We start from the raw sequence: 14,970 nt of genomic DNA, 5'->3' as shown, positions 1-14,970 counted from the left end.
TAAAAGTTGTACCATTGTAGACAAGGCAACTAACGTTGCTGTTCTTGTTTAATGAAAGGTGATTACGAAGTTGAAAGATACATTTGTTGAAAAAGTAGATGACTTTGTAAAGCAGCATGATGTATTAAAAAATGATTCAACAATTGTTGTGGGAGTTTCTGGTGGTCCTGACTCGTTAGCGCTTTTATATTATTTATTAGAAAAAAGAGCGGAAAAACAGTTGGAAATTGTAGTAGCTCATGTGGATCATATGTTTAGAGGTGATGAATCTCATGAGGATTTACGGTTTGTGCAGGGCCTTTGTGAAGAACTGGGAATTATTTGTGAAACGATAAGGATTAATGTATCACAATATCAACAGCAATACGGAATGAATGCACAGGTTGCTGCTAGAGAATGCAGATATGCATTTTTGGAAAGAATAATGAAGAAATATGATGCAAGATATGTTGCTCTTGGACATCATGGAGATGATCAAGTCGAGACAATTTTAATGCGTCTTGTAAGAGGGAGTACTCCGAAAGGATATGCAGGAATTGCAGTGAAGCGTCCTTTTCATAATGGGTATTTAATTAGGCCGTTACTTGGGGTAACGAAGGAAGAAATTGTTGATTACTGTAATAAGCTAAATTTAATGCCACGTATAGATCCGAGTAATAAAAAGGAAGTATATACAAGGAATCGATTACGTAAATATGTCCTTCCTCATTTGAAAGAAGAAAATCCACAAGTGCATGAGAAATTCCAAAAATTTAGCGTGCAGATGCAAGAGGATGAGGCTTATTTGCAGGAATTAGCTTTTGAGAAAATGAATAAAGTAATTACAAAAAAAAGTGATAAACAAATTAGCTTATCAATTCCTGCCTTTGAATCCATGTCTATGCCTTTACAAAGAAGAGGGATTCAACTAATATTAAACTATCTTTATGAATATAAGATTCCATCTTCTCTTTCTTCCATACATATTGACAAGGTGATTGAGTTTTTTAAGCGGACACAACCTTCAGGTTCACTTGATTTTCCAGGTGATTTGAAAATTGTTCGTACATACGAGGAGTGTAGCTTTAGATTTAAACAAGAAATTGTTTCTCCTTTTTTACAAGATTTATCAGTACCCGGGACCATTACGCTATTGAACGGGGATGAATTTGTAACAGAGGTGAGCGAAGATATACCAAGTAACATGAATGAAACAGTATTTGTTGCTAAGTATAATGATATATCATATCCACTTCGTATTCGTTCTAGGGAAAATGGAGATCGCATGTCAATACAAGGTATGAATGGCACGAAAAAGATAAAAGCTATTTTTATCGAAGCAAAAGTACCGAAAGAAAAAAGAGAAGAATGGCCGGTCGTTTGTGATGCAAGTGGGACCATTATTTGGGTACCCTTGTTGAAGCGGTCTGCATTTGCAATTTCGAAAGAGATGGCAAAGAAGGATAAATATATGATTATTCACTACAAAAGCAAGGAGTCTTCCGGGAGGATAATGAAATGATGAATCAAGATATCGAAAAAGTATTAATTTCTGAAGAGCAAATACAAGAAAAGGTGCGCGAACTAGGTGCAATTGTTGCAGAGGATTATAAAAACACAGTACCTCTTGCAATTGGTGTATTAAAAGGCGCAATGCCATTCATGGCAGATTTATTAAAGAGAACAGATACATATCTTGAAATGGATTTTATGGCTGTATCTAGTTACGGTCACTCTACAGTTTCAACAGGCGAAGTGAAAATTTTAAAAGATCTTGATACTTCTGTAGAAGGTCGCGATATTTTAATCGTCGAAGATATTATTGATAGTGGTCTTACACTAAGCTACTTAGTAGACTTATTCAAATATCGTAAAGCGAAGTCTGTAAAAATTGTTACATTATTAGATAAGCCAACAGGCCGTAAGGTTGATCTGAAAGCGGATTATGTTGGATTTACTGTTCCACATGAATTTGTAGTAGGATATGGATTAGATTATAAAGAGCAGTACCGTAATCTTCCTTATGTAGGCGTATTAAAACCAAGCGTTTACTCAAATTAATTAAATATAGGCTTCACAATTGTATAGGAAAGTTTTTCTATGTTACGATTTACTATAGTGTTTATGCCGTGAGAGGAGGTTAGGAATGAATCGTATCTTCCGTAATACCATCTTTTATTTACTGATATTCTTAGTAGTAATTGGAATCGTGAGCTATTTTAATGGTTCGACACAAAAAACGACATCAGTTAGCTACGACAAATTCATTACTAAACTAGAAAGCGGTGAAGTGCGTAATGTGCAACTTCAACCGAAAAATGGTGTATTTGAGGTAAAAGGACAATTCAATAACTCTAGCCAAGGAGAACAATTTGTTACTTATGCACCAAATACTGAGGAATTACAAAAGAAAATTAATGATAAAGCGAAAGGTGCCGAAGTTAAGTATCAACCAGCAGAAGAAACAAGTGCCTGGGTAACATTCTTTACTTCAATCATTCCATTTGTCATCATCTTCATTTTATTCTTCTTCTTATTAAACCAAGCTCAAGGCGGCGGTAGCCGTGTTATGAACTTCGGGAAAAGTAAGGCGAAGTTATATAATGATGAAAAGAAAAAAGTTCGTTTCAGAGATGTTGCTGGTGCGGATGAAGAGAAACAAGAACTTGTTGAGGTAGTTGAATTCTTGAAAGACCCTCGTAAGTTCTCTGAAGTTGGTGCTCGTATTCCAAAGGGTGTCCTATTAGTTGGACCTCCAGGTACAGGTAAAACTTTATTAGCACGTGCTGTTGCAGGTGAGGCTGGCGTTCCATTCTTCTCTATCAGTGGTTCTGACTTCGTAGAGATGTTTGTGGGTGTCGGTGCATCACGTGTACGTGATTTATTTGAAAATGCAAAGAAAAATGCTCCTTGTATCATTTTCATTGATGAAATTGATGCAGTAGGGCGTCAACGTGGCGCAGGTCTTGGTGGTGGCCATGATGAGCGTGAGCAAACGTTGAACCAATTACTTGTTGAAATGGATGGATTCGGTGCAAACGAAGGTATTATTATCATCGCTGCGACAAACCGTCCTGATATTCTTGATCCAGCATTATTACGTCCAGGTCGTTTTGACCGTCAAATTACAGTAGATCGTCCAGATGTAAATGGCCGTGAAGCTGTACTGAAGGTGCATGCTCGTAATAAACCGCTTGATGAGAATATCAACTTAAGAGCAATTGCAACTCGTACGCCAGGATTCTCTGGTGCTGATCTTGAAAACTTATTAAACGAAGCTGCTTTAGTAGCTGCGCGTCAAGATAAGAAGAAAATTGATATGAGTGACATTGATGAAGCAACGGATCGCGTTATTGCAGGTCCGGCTAAGAAAAGTCGTGTTATCTCTGAAAAAGAACGTAATATCGTTGCTTTCCATGAAGCGGGTCATACTGTAATTGGTGTTGTTCTTGATGAAGCTGATGTCGTTCATAAAGTAACAATTGTCCCTCGTGGTCAAGCTGGTGGATATGCAGTAATGCTTCCGAAAGAAGATCGTTACTTCATGACAAAGCCAGAGTTACTTGATAAAATCACTGGTTTACTTGGTGGTCGAGTAGCTGAGGAGATTGTATTTGGTGAAGTGAGTACAGGTGCTCACAACGACTTCCAACGTGCGACGGGCATTGCAAGACGTATGGTTACAGAATTCGGTATGAGTGATAAGCTTGGACCAATGCAATTTGGTAGTTCGCAAGGTGGTCAAGTGTTCTTAGGAAGAGACTTCCATTCAGAGCAAAACTACAGTGATGCAATTGCACACGATATCGATGTAGAAATGCAAACGATTATGAAAGAATGTTATGCTCGTGCAAAAGACATTCTTACTGAAAATCGTGATAAGCTAGATCTTATTGCAAAAACGTTACTTGAAGTAGAAACGTTAGATGCTGAGCAAATCAATCATTTATGTGATTACGGCAGATTGCCAGAACGTCCAACATCTTCAGATGATGTGAAAGTAAACATCAACATGAAGAAAGACGATGAAGATAAAGAAGATAAGTAAGAAACGAAGGAGTGACTATCGTCACTCCTTTTTTGTTTGTTAAAACCTTTGTTAATTACTATTGAGAACTTAGTGGATAAAGTAATTTAAGTAAAACTAGTATTAAAAATTGAAATAGAGAGCAATCTTTTTGTAAAATGATGAGGATAGGAAAGCTGATTATATAAGTATGTGTGATATGATGTTTTTATAAGTTTTATACATACTGCACAAATATAGATTAAATAAGATAAGTGGTGAGAATATGATTTTTGTATTGGATGTAGGGAACACAAATGCTGTACTAGGTGTGTTTGAAGAGGGGGAACTTCGTCAGCATTGGCGCATGGAAACAGATCGTCATAAGACAGAAGATGAATATGGAATGCTTGTAAAGCAATTGCTTGAGCATGAAGGTCTTTCGTTTGAAGATGTGAAAGGTATTATTGTGTCTTCAGTCGTACCACCAATTATGTTTGCTTTAGAGCGCATGTGTGAAAAATATTTTAAAATTAAACCGCTTGTAGTAGGGCCTGGGATAAAAACAGGGCTAAATATTAAATATGAAAATCCGCGTGAAGTAGGCGCAGACCGAATTGTAAATGCAGTAGCAGGAATCCACTTATATGGAAGTCCGCTTATTATTGTTGATTTTGGTACGGCTACTACATATTGTTATATTAACGAAGAAAAGCATTATATGGGTGGAGTTATTACGCCAGGAATTATGATTTCAGCAGAGGCTTTATATAGCAGAGCAGCAAAACTTCCTCGTATCGAAATTACAAAACCAAGCAGTGTAGTTGGGAAAAATACAGTAAGTGCGATGCAATCGGGTATTCTTTATGGTTATGTTGGACAAGTGGAAGGTATTGTTAAGCGTATGAAAGAAGAAGCTAGACAAGAACCTAAAGTTATTGCAACAGGTGGATTAGCAAAATTAATTTCCGAAGAATCGAATGTAATTGATATTGTAGATCCATTTTTAACGTTAAAAGGTTTATACATGTTATATGAACGTAATGCAAATTTACAGCATGAGAAAGGTGAATAAATACGTATGAAAGATTATTTAGTAAAAGCGTTAGCGTTTGATGGAGAAGTGCGTGCGTATAGTGTACGTACAACAAATACAGTAAGTGAGGCGCAAAGACGTCATGATACATGGAGAACAGCTTCAGCGGCACTAGGGCGTTCTTTAACTGCGGGTACAATGATGGGCGGAATGTTAAAAGGTGAGCAAAAGTTAACGATTAAGGTAGAAGGTAACGGTCCGATTGGTCCTATCTTAGTAGATGCTCATGCAAATGGAGATGTACGTGGTTATGTAACGAATCCGCATGTTGATTTTGAAGGAACAGAACAAGGGAAGTTACGTGTATATCAAGCGGTAGGTACAGAGGGGTTTGTAACTGTAATTAAAGATATTGGAATGCGTGAGCCGTTTATTGGTCAATCTCCAATCGTTTCAGGAGAATTAGGAGAAGACTTTACGTATTATTTTGCAGTTTCTGAACAAACGCCTTCTTCTGTAGGTGTTGGTGTTCTTGTAAATGGAGATGATAGCATATTAGCGGCAGGTGGATTCATCCTTCAAATTATGCCGGGTGCGCAAGATGAAACGATTTCATTTATTGAAGACCGTTTACAAAAGATTCCACCTGTATCAACGTTGATTGAACAAGGACTTTCTCCGGAAGAGCTACTATATGCAGTTCTTGGAGAAGATAAAGTAAAAGTATTAGAAACAATGGATGTTCAATTTAATTGCACATGCTCACGCGAGCGTATTGAGAGTGTATTAATTAGTTTAGGTAAAACAGAGTTAGAGCAAGTTCGTGAAGAAGAGGAAGAGACAGAAGTTCACTGTCATTTCTGTAATGAACGATACAAGTTCTCTAAAGAAGATATTACAAATTTAATCGAGAATTTGTAATAAGGGAATTAAGAGGAGCAATCCTCCAAATGAATTGACAAACAGGGAATTTTCTGACAAAATCTAAATATAGATAAAACCAATAAAAATACTCGGTGTTAGGAGTGACAGGAATGCGAGTGGCACAATCAGTTTCAGAATTAATCGGGAAAACGCCGATCGTTAAGTTGAACCGCATCGTAGAATCAGACAGCGCAGATATATACTTAAAATTAGAATTTATGAATCCGGGGAGTAGCGTTAAAGATCGTATCGCATTAGCTATGATTGAAGATGCTGAAAAAAATGGATTATTAAAAGAGGGCGATACAATCATTGAGCCGACAAGTGGTAACACAGGAATTGGTTTAGCGATGGTAGCGGCTGCTAAAGGATATAATGCAATCTTAGTAATGCCAGAAACAATGAGTATTGAGCGTCGTAATTTATTACGTGCTTACGGTGCGGAATTAGTATTGACTCCAGGGCCTGAAGGAATGGGTGGAGCAATTCGTAAAGCGACTGAATTAGCAAAAGAGCATGGCTACTTTATACCACAACAGTTCAAAAACCAATCGAATCCAGAAATTCACCGTTTAACAACAGGTCCAGAAATTATTGAACAAATGGGTGACCAATTAGATGCGTTTATTGCAGGTATTGGTACAGGTGGAACGATTACTGGTGCTGGTGAAGTACTGAAGGAAGCGTATAAAGATATTAAAATTTATGCAGTAGAACCTGCAGATTCACCAGTATTATCTGGTGGGAAACCAGGTCCACATAAAATCCAAGGAATTGGGGCGGGATTTGTTCCGGAGACGTTGGATGTAGAAGTATATGATGAAATTATTCAAGTGAAAACAGAGCAAGCATTTGAATATGCGAGAAGAGTGGCTAAAGAGGAAGGTATTTTAGTTGGTATCTCTTCAGGCGCAGTTATTTATGCAGCAACAGAAGTTGCGAAAAAGTTAGGTAAAGGGAAAAAGGTACTTGTTATTATCCCAAGTAACGGTGAACGTTATTTAAGTACACCACTTTATCAATTTGAATCATAATTAAACGCGATTGAAAAAGCATCCTTGAAAAAGGGTGCTTTTTCTTTTGGGATTGGAAATAGGAAAAGAGTGAATGACTAGAAAACTTCATGTAAAATAAGAGGTAGTATAATTAAATTATTTTCACTAGCCTTCGAGTATAATCAATCTCTATATAAATAACTTATGTAGTTTGAGCTGGTTAATCTAAGAGGGTGGGATAAAAGAAGACGGGGTGTTGATATGCAACGAAGAAAATCTTTAGCGCTTTCTATTCCATATCAGTTAGATTTCTTTAAGCAATATAAATTTCTTTCTCAGGGTAAATCGCAACATATTTTGTTAGAAAGCGGCCGTGGCGGTCGTTATAACATTGTAGGGCTGAACCCAGTAGCGGTAATCCGAGGGAAGGATGAAACGTTACATATAAGTGAAAGTGGTAAGGAAACAATAAAACGAGGGAATCCGTTAGATTTAATGCAAGAATATATGGAACAATGGAAGACGGACTATAACCCAGAGTATCCGCCTTTTCAAGGTGGTGCAATTGGCTATTTCAGTTATGACTGTATCCGTTATATTGAAAAGCTGCCTTCTCTTGCGGAAGATGATATTAATATACCTGACATCTTCTTTTTATTATTTGATGACGTATTTGTCTATGATCAAAAAGAACAAGTGTTATGGGTTATTACGCATTATGTAGATAAATATGAAGAGGCAAAAGAACGGCTAAATGAGTGGAAGAGTCTTTGGATGACAGAAGCGCCTGAAGTGACTGTGCCCTTTGAAAGTCCTGAAAAGAAAAGTGAAGCAGTTGCTTTTACTGAAGCCGGCTTTATGAAGGCAGTTAAATGTATTCAAGAATATATTGGGGCGGGTGATGTGTTCCAAGTGAACTTGTCGACGAGACAAGAAAGAACGTTACAGACACACCCACTAGAAATTTATACAAGTCTTCGTGAAATTAATCCATCTCCATATATGGGTTACCTGGAGCTTGGGGATTTTCAAATTGTTAGTGGATCGCCAGAGTTGTTAATTAAGAAACAAGGAACTGAAGTAAGTACAAGACCAATTGCTGGAACGAGATCTAGAGGCGCGGATGAGCAAGAGGATGAAGAATTAGCAAGAGAATTAATTGAGAACGAAAAAGAAAGAGCAGAGCATGTAATGCTTGTGGATTTAGAAAGAAATGATTTAGGACGTGTTTGTAAATATGGCACTGTAGAAGTAGATGAATTTATGGTAATTGAGAAATACTCACATGTTATGCATATTGTTTCTAATGTGCGTGGTGAGGTGGAAGAAGATAAAGATGCTTTTGATTTAGTGAAGGCTGTATTCCCTGGGGGAACAATTACTGGTGCCCCGAAAATACGTACGATGGAAATTATTGAGGAATTAGAACCTGTTCGAAGAGGGATTTATACAGGTTCAATCGGTTGGATTGGTTATTCTGGAGATACAGAATTGAATATTGTAATTAGAACGCTTCTTGCTAAAGATGGAAAAGCTCATGTACAAGCAGGGGCGGGAATTGTAATTGATTCAAATCCAGAAAATGAATATAAAGAGTCGTTAAAAAAGGCGATTGCTTTATGGCGTGCAAAAGAACGTAGCGAAGAAACGGTTAGGTGAGAGAAATGATATTAATGATTGATAATTATGATTCTTTTACATTTAATTTAGTGCAGTTTCTTGGAGAACTTGGACAAGAGCTCGTTGTTAAACGTAACGATGAAGTGACCATTTCAGATATTGAGAATATGAAACCAGATTTTCTAATGATTTCTCCAGGTCCATGTAGTCCTAATGAAGCGGGGATTAGTATGGAAGTTATTAAATACTTTGCTGGAAAGATTCCGATTTTTGGAGTTTGTCTAGGGCATCAATCCATTGCACAAGTGTTTGGTGGAGAGGTTGTCCGTGCAGAACGATTAATGCATGGGAAAACGTCGCTTATGCATCATGATGGAAAGACGATTTTTTCGGATATTCCTAATCCGTTTACTGCGACGCGCTATCATTCCCTTATTGTTAAGAAAGAGACGTTACCCGATTGCTTAGAGGTAACATCTTGGACAGAGGAAGGAGAAATTATGGCACTTCGTCATAAGACATTGCCGATAGAGGGTGTGCAATTCCATCCGGAATCTATTATGACTTCTCATGGGAAAGAGTTGTTACAGAATTTCATTTGTAAATACAGTCCAAGTGCAACGTTATGTTAATTTACGTAAATGGTCAGTATGTAGAAGCAAGTGAAGCGAAAATTTCTCCTTATGATCATGGTTATTTATATGGTCTTGGAGTTTTTGAAACGTTTCGTATTTATAATGGTCATCCTTTCTTATTGGATGATCATTATGACCGTTTAATAGAAGCGCTGGATACATTGCAAATTAAATGGACAATGAAAAAAAATGACGTGATGCTTATTTTGAAAGATTTACTCGCTAAGAATGAATTGAAGCATGCATATGTACGTTTTAATGTATCAGCGGGTATAGATGAAATAGGATTACAAACGGAAATGTATGAAGAGCCTTCGGTTATTGTTTTTATAAAACCTTTAACAGCTCCAGGAGATGTAGTGGAAAAAGAAGGTGTTATTCTAAAACAAGTGCGAAATACACCGGAAGGAACATTTCGTCTGAAGTCTCATCATTATTTAAATAATATTTTAGGGAAGCGTGAAATTGGAAATGTTGTGAGTAAGGAAGGTATTTTTCTTACTGAAGCAGGTTATGTTGCAGAGGGTATTGTTTCCAATCTATTTTTTGTGAAAGGTGATGTTTTATATACACCTTCGTTAGAGACAGGGATTTTAAATGGTATCACTCGTGCGTTTATTATAAAGAGTGCTGAAGAATTAAATATAGAAGTAAAGGAAGGTTTCTTTACAAAAGATGAGCTACTTTCAGCGGATGAAGTCTTCGTAACAAACTCCATTCAAGAAATTGTTCCGCTTTATCGTATAGAAGCGCAGGATTTCCCGGGTAAAGTAGGAGTGGTTACAAAAAGTTTAATGTACCTTTATGGAATGCAAAGAGAGAAATTATGGAGCAGAAATGAATTACGAAGAGGAGATGTGTAGTTTGAAGTGGGATTATGATTTACGCTGCGGCGAATATACATTGAATTTAAATGAAAAGACATTAATTATGGGGATTTTAAATGTAACACCAGATTCGTTTTCTGATGGTGGGAGTTACAACGAGGTAGATGCTGCGGTACGTCACGCAAAAGAAATGCAAGGTGAAGGTGCTCATATTATTGATATTGGTGGCGAATCTACTCGCCCGGGTTTTGCTAAAGTATCAGTAGAAGAAGAAATAAAGCGAGTTGTCCCGATGATTCAAGCAGTTTCAAAAGAAGTAAAATTGCCTATATCTATCGATACATATAAAGCTGAAGTTGCAAAGCAAGCAATTGAGGCTGGTGCTCATATTATTAATGATATTTGGGGAGCGAAGGCGGAGCCGAAAATTGCTGAAGTCGCAGCTCATTACGATGTACCCATCATTTTAATGCATAACCGCGATAACATGAATTATCGTAATTTAATGGCGGATATGATTGCTGATTTGTATGACAGTATTAAAATTGCTAAAAATGCTGGTGTGCGAGATGAGGATATTATTTTAGATCCAGGTATCGGTTTTGCTAAAACACCTGAGCAGAACTTAGAGGCGATGCGTAATTTAGAACAGTTAAATGTGCTAGGTTATCCGGTTCTCTTAGGTACTTCGAGAAAGTCCTTTATTGGGCACGTATTAGATTTGCCAGTAGAGGAACGCCTTGAGGGAACGGGAGCTACTGTTTGTCTTGGTATTGAAAAGGGCTGTGAGTTTGTTCGTGTCCATGATGTGAAAGAAATGGCGCGTATGGCTAAAATGATGGATGCGATGATTGGTAAGGGGGTAAGGTAATTGGATAAAATTTATATCCATGATATGGAGTTTTATGGTTATCATGGCGTGTTCCCAGAGGAGAATAAATTAGGTCAGAGATTTAAAGTTGACTTAACGGTGGAGTTGGATTTAAAGCGTGCAGGGGAAAGTGATGACTTAGAGCATTCGGTCAATTATGGAGAGCTTTTCGAATTATGTAGAAAAGTTGTTGAGGATAGAAAGTATAAGCTTGTGGAGAGTATCGCTGAAAATATTGCTGCAGATATATTAAAACAATATGAAAGTATTTCGCGCTGTACAATTAAGGTAATTAAGCCGGATCCACCGATACCGGGTCATTATCGTGCTGTAGCAGTAGAAATTACGAGAGAACGTCCATGAACAATATAGCTTACATTGCATTAGGGTCAAATATTGGAGAGCGTTATACGTATCTAACCGAAGCGATTCAGTTTTTAAATAAAAATCCTTATATTCAGGTTGATGATATTTCATCTGTATATGAAACTGAGCCAGTTGGCTATACTGACCAAAGTTGCTTTTTAAATTTAGTTATAAAAATTTCTACCAATTTATCACCACAAGAATTATTGAAAGTAACACAAAAAGTAGAAAATGACCTAGGAAGAAAAAGGGAAATTAGGTGGGGGCCGAGGACTATCGACCTTGACATTTTACTTTATAATCAAGAGAATATTGAAGCAGAGAATCTTATTGTTCCGCATCCGCGGATGTTTGAAAGAGCTTTTGTTATCGTTCCGTTGTTAGAAATTAATCAAGACATAAAACAAAACATTTCATGTTCACAAGTAGAAGAAATGAAAAGGCGAGAGGGAGTAACGGTATGGAAGCAGAAAAATGGGGAAGACGCATTCGTGCTTTTCGAAAGCTAAAAGGTTACACACAAGAAGGTTTTGCTAAAGCACTAGGGGTATCTGTATCTGTTTTAGGTGAGGTTGAGAGAGGGAATAGATCGCCTTCTCAAGATTTTGTAGTAGAAGTTGCTAAGGCATTAAATGTTTCGATAGAGGAATTAATGCCAAAGTGATTGTACAGGAAGGAGTAGATTGATTGTTAAAGATTGCAAATATCGAGATGAAAAATCCGGTTGTACTAGCACCGATGGCGGGAGTGTGTAACTCTGCATTCCGTTTAACAGTAAAAGAATTTGGTGCCGGATTAGTTTGTGCTGAAATGGTAAGTGATAAGGCAATATTACTTAATAATAAAAGAACATTAGATATGTTATATATCGACGAGAGAGAAAAGCCATTAAGTTTACAAATTTTTGGTGGAGAGAAAGAAACTCTTGTAGATGCTGCGAAATATGTAGATAAATATACGACAGCAGACATAATTGATATTAATATGGGTTGTCCAGTGCCGAAAATCGTTAAATGTGATGCTGGAGCAAGGTGGCTTTTAGACCCGAATAAAATATATGAAATGGTAGCAGCGGTTGTAGATGCTGTTGAAAAGCCGGTTACAGTTAAAATGCGTATCGGTTGGGATGAAGAACATATTTTCGCAATAGAAAATGCTAGGGCTGTTGAGCGTGCTGGTGGCCAAGCTGTGGCGGTTCACGGACGTACACGAGTGCAAATGTATGAAGGAAAAGCGGATTGGGATATTATTAAACAAGTAAAACAATCTGTAAATATCCCGGTTATCGGAAATGGTGATGTCGCAACGCCGCAAGATGCAAAGCGTATGCTTGATGAAATTGGTGTAGATGGTGTTATGATTGGGCGTGCTGCTCTTGGAGATCCGTGGATGATTTATCGTACGGTAAAGTATTTGGAGACAGGTGAATTAATGCCGGAACCAACAGTGCGCGAGAAAATTGATGTATGTATGTTGCATCTAGATCGTCTTATCGACTTAAAGAATGAAAGTGTCGCTGTAAGAGAGATGAGAAAACATGCAGCTTGGTATTTAAAAGGTGTTCGTGGTAATGCGAGTGTACGTAATGGTATTAATGCTTGTAACACACGGGAAGACCTTGCGAATGTGTTAGGTACATTTGTAGAAGAAGTGGAAGCGAAACAACAAACAATTTACGTTGGTTAATAATGGACATAGGAGATTGACATTCTTCTATACACTTCCTATAATTACGTGAAAGAAAGAAGAGCTGCCAGTTAGTTGCTGGCAGTTTTTCTAGTTGAGTAGAAAATGCTATACTGTATATATTGTAAAATTAAATAGAGCTGGAGTGATATCAATATCATGGATAACATGAACCACGAAGAATTAAACGACCAATTGATTGTTCGTCGTGAAAAGCTACATAATTTACGTGAACAAGGAATTGACCCGTTCGGTAAAAGATTTGAACGCACAAATTCAACAACTGACTTAGTGAGTCTATATGGAGAGTTCTCTAAAGAGGAATTAGAGGAGAAGGAAATCGCTGTTTCTATCGCTGGTCGTATTATGACAAAACGCGGAAAAGGGAAAGCTGGATTTGCACATGTTCAAGATTTACATGGACAAGTTCAAATTTATGTTCGTAAAGATGCTGTTGGAGATGACGAGTACGAATTATTTAAAACAGCAGATTTAGGTGATTTAGTAGGTATTGAAGGTAAAGTGTTCAAAACAAACGTTGGAGAACTTTCAGTAAAAGCAACAGGCTTTACGCTATTAACAAAATCTCTTCGTCCATTACCAGATAAATACCATGGATTAAAAGATGTTGAACAACGCTACCGTCAACGTTACTTAGACTTAATTACAAGTATGGAAAGTCGTGAAACGTTCGTTACTCGTAGTAAAATTATTCGTGAGATGAGAAGATACCTAGATGACAACGGTTATCTTGAAGTGGAAACACCTATGATGCATGCAATTGCAGGTGGAGCTTCTGCGCGTCCTTTCACTACACACCATAATGCGTTAGATATGGAATTATATATGCGTATCGCAATTGAGCTACATTTAAAGCGTCTTATTGTGGGTGGTTTAGAAAAAGTATATGAGATCGGCCGTGTATTCCGTAATGAGGGTGTATCAACTCGTCATAACCCTGAGTTTACGATGATTGAATTATATGAAGCATACGCTGATTATAAAGATATTATGAAGTTAACAGAAGATATGGTTGCTCATATCGCGAAAAAAGTACTGGGTACAACAACAATCCAGTATGGTGATTATGAAATTAATCTAGAACCAGAATGGACACGTCTTCATATGGTAGATGCGATTAAGCAATACTCTGGAGCTGATTTCTGGAATCCGATGAGTATAGAAGAAGCGCGTGAACTTGCAAAAGAACATAATGTAGAAATTAAAGATACAATGGAAGTTGGTCATATTATAAATGAATTCTTCGAACAAAAAGTAGAAGATAAATTAATCCAACCAACATTTATTTACGGTCATCCGGTAGAAATCTCGCCGCTTGCGAAAAAGAATGATGAAGATCCAAGATTTACAGATCGTTTCGAATTATTTATCGTTGCGCGTGAACATGCAAATGCATTCACTGAGTTAAATGATCCAATCGATCAAAAAGAACGTTTTGAAGCGCAATTAAAAGAGCGCGAACAAGGTAATGACGAAGCTCACATGATGGATGACGATTATATTGAAGCTCTTGAGTACGGTATGCCTCCTACGGGTGGATTAGGAATCGGTATTGATCGTCTAGTTATGTTATTAACAAATGCACCATCTATTCGTGATGTATTATTATTCCCTGCTATGCGCCATAAACAAGACTAAGCTTTGGAGATTTCTCCAAAGCTTTTTTTATTTGAGCATGAGTTGCGTGGGTATAGTAAATCTTGATAGTGCGAGAAATTATATTTATATAGAAGAAATGTACTGTTTTTATACTTTTTTACTAAGTTAAAAATTTTATTAGAAAAACTATTGCATTTTAATAATCAAACTGGTATATTTATATTCGTTGCCACGAAAGGTAACAAACAAAACAAACGAAAAACAACTTATTAAAAAAAGTTGTTGACGAAAATATAACGAAATGTTATATTGATAAAGTCGCTTCTGAGCGACAAAGTAGTTCTTTGAAAACTGAACGAAACAAACAACGTGAAACGTCAATTTTTATTTTAGATGCTAGACAAA

At 37.1% G+C, this 14,970-nt stretch carries 15 protein-coding genes; all 15 read left to right on the top strand.

Going from position 1 to position 14,970, the window contains the following annotated elements; translation table 11 throughout:
- Positions 1-70: 70 nt before the first annotated feature.
- The 15 genes from tilS (at position 71) to lysS (ending at position 14,604) form a co-directional block, all read left to right on the top strand.
- Positions 71-1,501 carry a tRNA lysidine(34) synthetase TilS gene (gene tilS, locus QO049_RS26095; protein ID WP_000655458.1) on the top strand — a complete coding sequence of 477 codons (1,431 nt, stop codon included), beginning with the start codon at positions 71-73 and terminating at the stop codon, positions 1,499-1,501.
- A complete protein-coding gene (hpt, locus tag QO049_RS26090) occupies positions 1,498-2,040 on the top strand; it encodes a hypoxanthine phosphoribosyltransferase (RefSeq protein ID WP_000981844.1) in 543 nt (180 codons plus the stop codon). Before tilS ends, hpt begins: the two co-directional genes overlap by 4 nt.
- Before the next feature lie 85 nt (positions 2,041-2,125).
- A complete protein-coding gene (gene ftsH / locus QO049_RS26085) occupies positions 2,126-4,027 on the top strand; it encodes an ATP-dependent zinc metalloprotease FtsH (RefSeq protein ID WP_001079672.1) in 1,902 nt (633 codons plus the stop codon).
- Between the two features lie 244 nt (positions 4,028-4,271).
- Complete coding sequence (locus QO049_RS26080; RefSeq protein WP_000578368.1) at positions 4,272-5,060, top strand: type III pantothenate kinase; 789 nt, start codon at positions 4,272-4,274, stop codon at positions 5,058-5,060.
- 6 nt (positions 5,061-5,066) lie between these two features.
- The gene (gene hslO, locus QO049_RS26075; RefSeq protein ID WP_284489635.1) at positions 5,067-5,942 is read left to right on the top strand and encodes a redox-regulated molecular chaperone HslO; all 876 of its coding nucleotides are present in this window, start codon (positions 5,067-5,069) and stop codon (positions 5,940-5,942) included.
- 113 nt (positions 5,943-6,055) lie between these two features.
- Positions 6,056-6,979, top strand: a complete 924-nt coding sequence (gene cysK, locus QO049_RS26070; protein ID WP_001261719.1) for a cysteine synthase A — start codon at positions 6,056-6,058, stop codon at positions 6,977-6,979.
- Positions 6,980-7,201: 222 nt separating this feature from the next.
- Positions 7,202-8,599 (top strand): aminodeoxychorismate synthase component I, encoded by a 1,398-nt coding sequence (gene pabB / locus QO049_RS26065; RefSeq protein ID WP_246961717.1) that lies wholly within the window; start codon positions 7,202-7,204, stop codon positions 8,597-8,599.
- 5 nt (positions 8,600-8,604) lie between these two features.
- On the top strand, positions 8,605-9,192 hold the full coding sequence (gene pabA / locus QO049_RS26060) for an aminodeoxychorismate/anthranilate synthase component II (RefSeq protein WP_000602296.1): 588 nt from the start codon (positions 8,605-8,607) through the stop codon (positions 9,190-9,192).
- Complete coding sequence (gene pabC / locus QO049_RS26055; protein WP_097999573.1) at positions 9,186-10,058, top strand: aminodeoxychorismate lyase; 873 nt, start codon at positions 9,186-9,188, stop codon at positions 10,056-10,058. Before pabA ends, pabC begins: the two co-directional genes overlap by 7 nt.
- Positions 10,033-10,893, top strand: a complete 861-nt coding sequence (gene folP / locus QO049_RS26050) for a dihydropteroate synthase (RefSeq protein ID WP_142320459.1) — start codon at positions 10,033-10,035, stop codon at positions 10,891-10,893. Before pabC ends, folP begins: the two co-directional genes overlap by 26 nt.
- Entirely contained in the window at positions 10,894-11,256 is a 363-nt protein-coding gene (gene folB, locus QO049_RS26045) for a dihydroneopterin aldolase (RefSeq protein WP_000358062.1), read from the top strand.
- Entirely contained in the window at positions 11,253-11,768 is a 516-nt protein-coding gene (gene folK / locus QO049_RS26040; protein WP_001059447.1) for a 2-amino-4-hydroxy-6-hydroxymethyldihydropteridine diphosphokinase, read from the top strand. Before folB ends, folK begins: the two co-directional genes overlap by 4 nt.
- On the top strand, positions 11,720-11,923 hold the full coding sequence (locus QO049_RS26035; RefSeq protein ID WP_000387024.1) for a helix-turn-helix domain-containing protein: 204 nt from the start codon (positions 11,720-11,722) through the stop codon (positions 11,921-11,923). Before folK ends, QO049_RS26035 begins: the two co-directional genes overlap by 49 nt.
- 23 nt (positions 11,924-11,946) lie before the next feature.
- On the top strand, positions 11,947-12,945 hold the full coding sequence (gene dusB / locus QO049_RS26030) for a tRNA dihydrouridine synthase DusB (protein ID WP_000912251.1): 999 nt from the start codon (positions 11,947-11,949) through the stop codon (positions 12,943-12,945).
- A 159-nt stretch (positions 12,946-13,104) separates the two neighbouring features.
- Entirely contained in the window at positions 13,105-14,604 is a 1,500-nt protein-coding gene (gene lysS / locus QO049_RS26025) for a lysine--tRNA ligase (RefSeq protein ID WP_000369667.1), read from the top strand.
- Positions 14,605-14,970 lie beyond the last annotated feature (366 nt).

This window comes from Bacillus sp. RB3, from assembly GCF_030164735.1.
Classification (GTDB): Bacteria; Bacillota; Bacilli; order Bacillales; family Bacillaceae_G; genus Bacillus_A; species Bacillus_A cereus.
Note: the sequence above shows the minus strand (reverse complement) of the source record. Positions and strands in the feature narration are given on the sequence as shown.

What these genes read in the sequence shown, in the direction of transcription:
- pabB (WP_246961717.1), top strand. Translation starts at nt 7,202, where the DNA reads ATGCAACGAAGAAAATCTTTAGCGCTTTCTATTCCATATCAGTTAGAT.
- lysS (WP_000369667.1), top strand. Translation starts at nt 13,105, where the DNA reads ATGGATAACATGAACCACGAAGAATTAAACGACCAATTGATTGTTCGT.
- folP (WP_142320459.1), top strand. Translation starts at nt 10,033, where the DNA reads ATGAATTACGAAGAGGAGATGTGTAGTTTGAAGTGGGATTATGATTTA.
- folK (WP_001059447.1), top strand. Translation starts at nt 11,253, where the DNA reads ATGAACAATATAGCTTACATTGCATTAGGGTCAAATATTGGAGAGCGT.
- hslO (WP_284489635.1), top strand. Translation starts at nt 5,067, where the DNA reads ATGAAAGATTATTTAGTAAAAGCGTTAGCGTTTGATGGAGAAGTGCGT.
- ftsH (WP_001079672.1), top strand. Translation starts at nt 2,126, where the DNA reads ATGAATCGTATCTTCCGTAATACCATCTTTTATTTACTGATATTCTTA.
- pabA (WP_000602296.1), top strand. Translation starts at nt 8,605, where the DNA reads ATGATATTAATGATTGATAATTATGATTCTTTTACATTTAATTTAGTG.
- cysK (WP_001261719.1), top strand. Translation starts at nt 6,056, where the DNA reads ATGCGAGTGGCACAATCAGTTTCAGAATTAATCGGGAAAACGCCGATC.
- QO049_RS26035 (WP_000387024.1), top strand. Translation starts at nt 11,720, where the DNA reads ATGGAAGCAGAAAAATGGGGAAGACGCATTCGTGCTTTTCGAAAGCTA.
- QO049_RS26080 (WP_000578368.1), top strand. Translation starts at nt 4,272, where the DNA reads ATGATTTTTGTATTGGATGTAGGGAACACAAATGCTGTACTAGGTGTG.
- pabC (WP_097999573.1), top strand. Translation starts at nt 9,186, where the DNA reads ATGTTAATTTACGTAAATGGTCAGTATGTAGAAGCAAGTGAAGCGAAA.
- hpt (WP_000981844.1), top strand. Translation starts at nt 1,498, where the DNA reads ATGATGAATCAAGATATCGAAAAAGTATTAATTTCTGAAGAGCAAATA.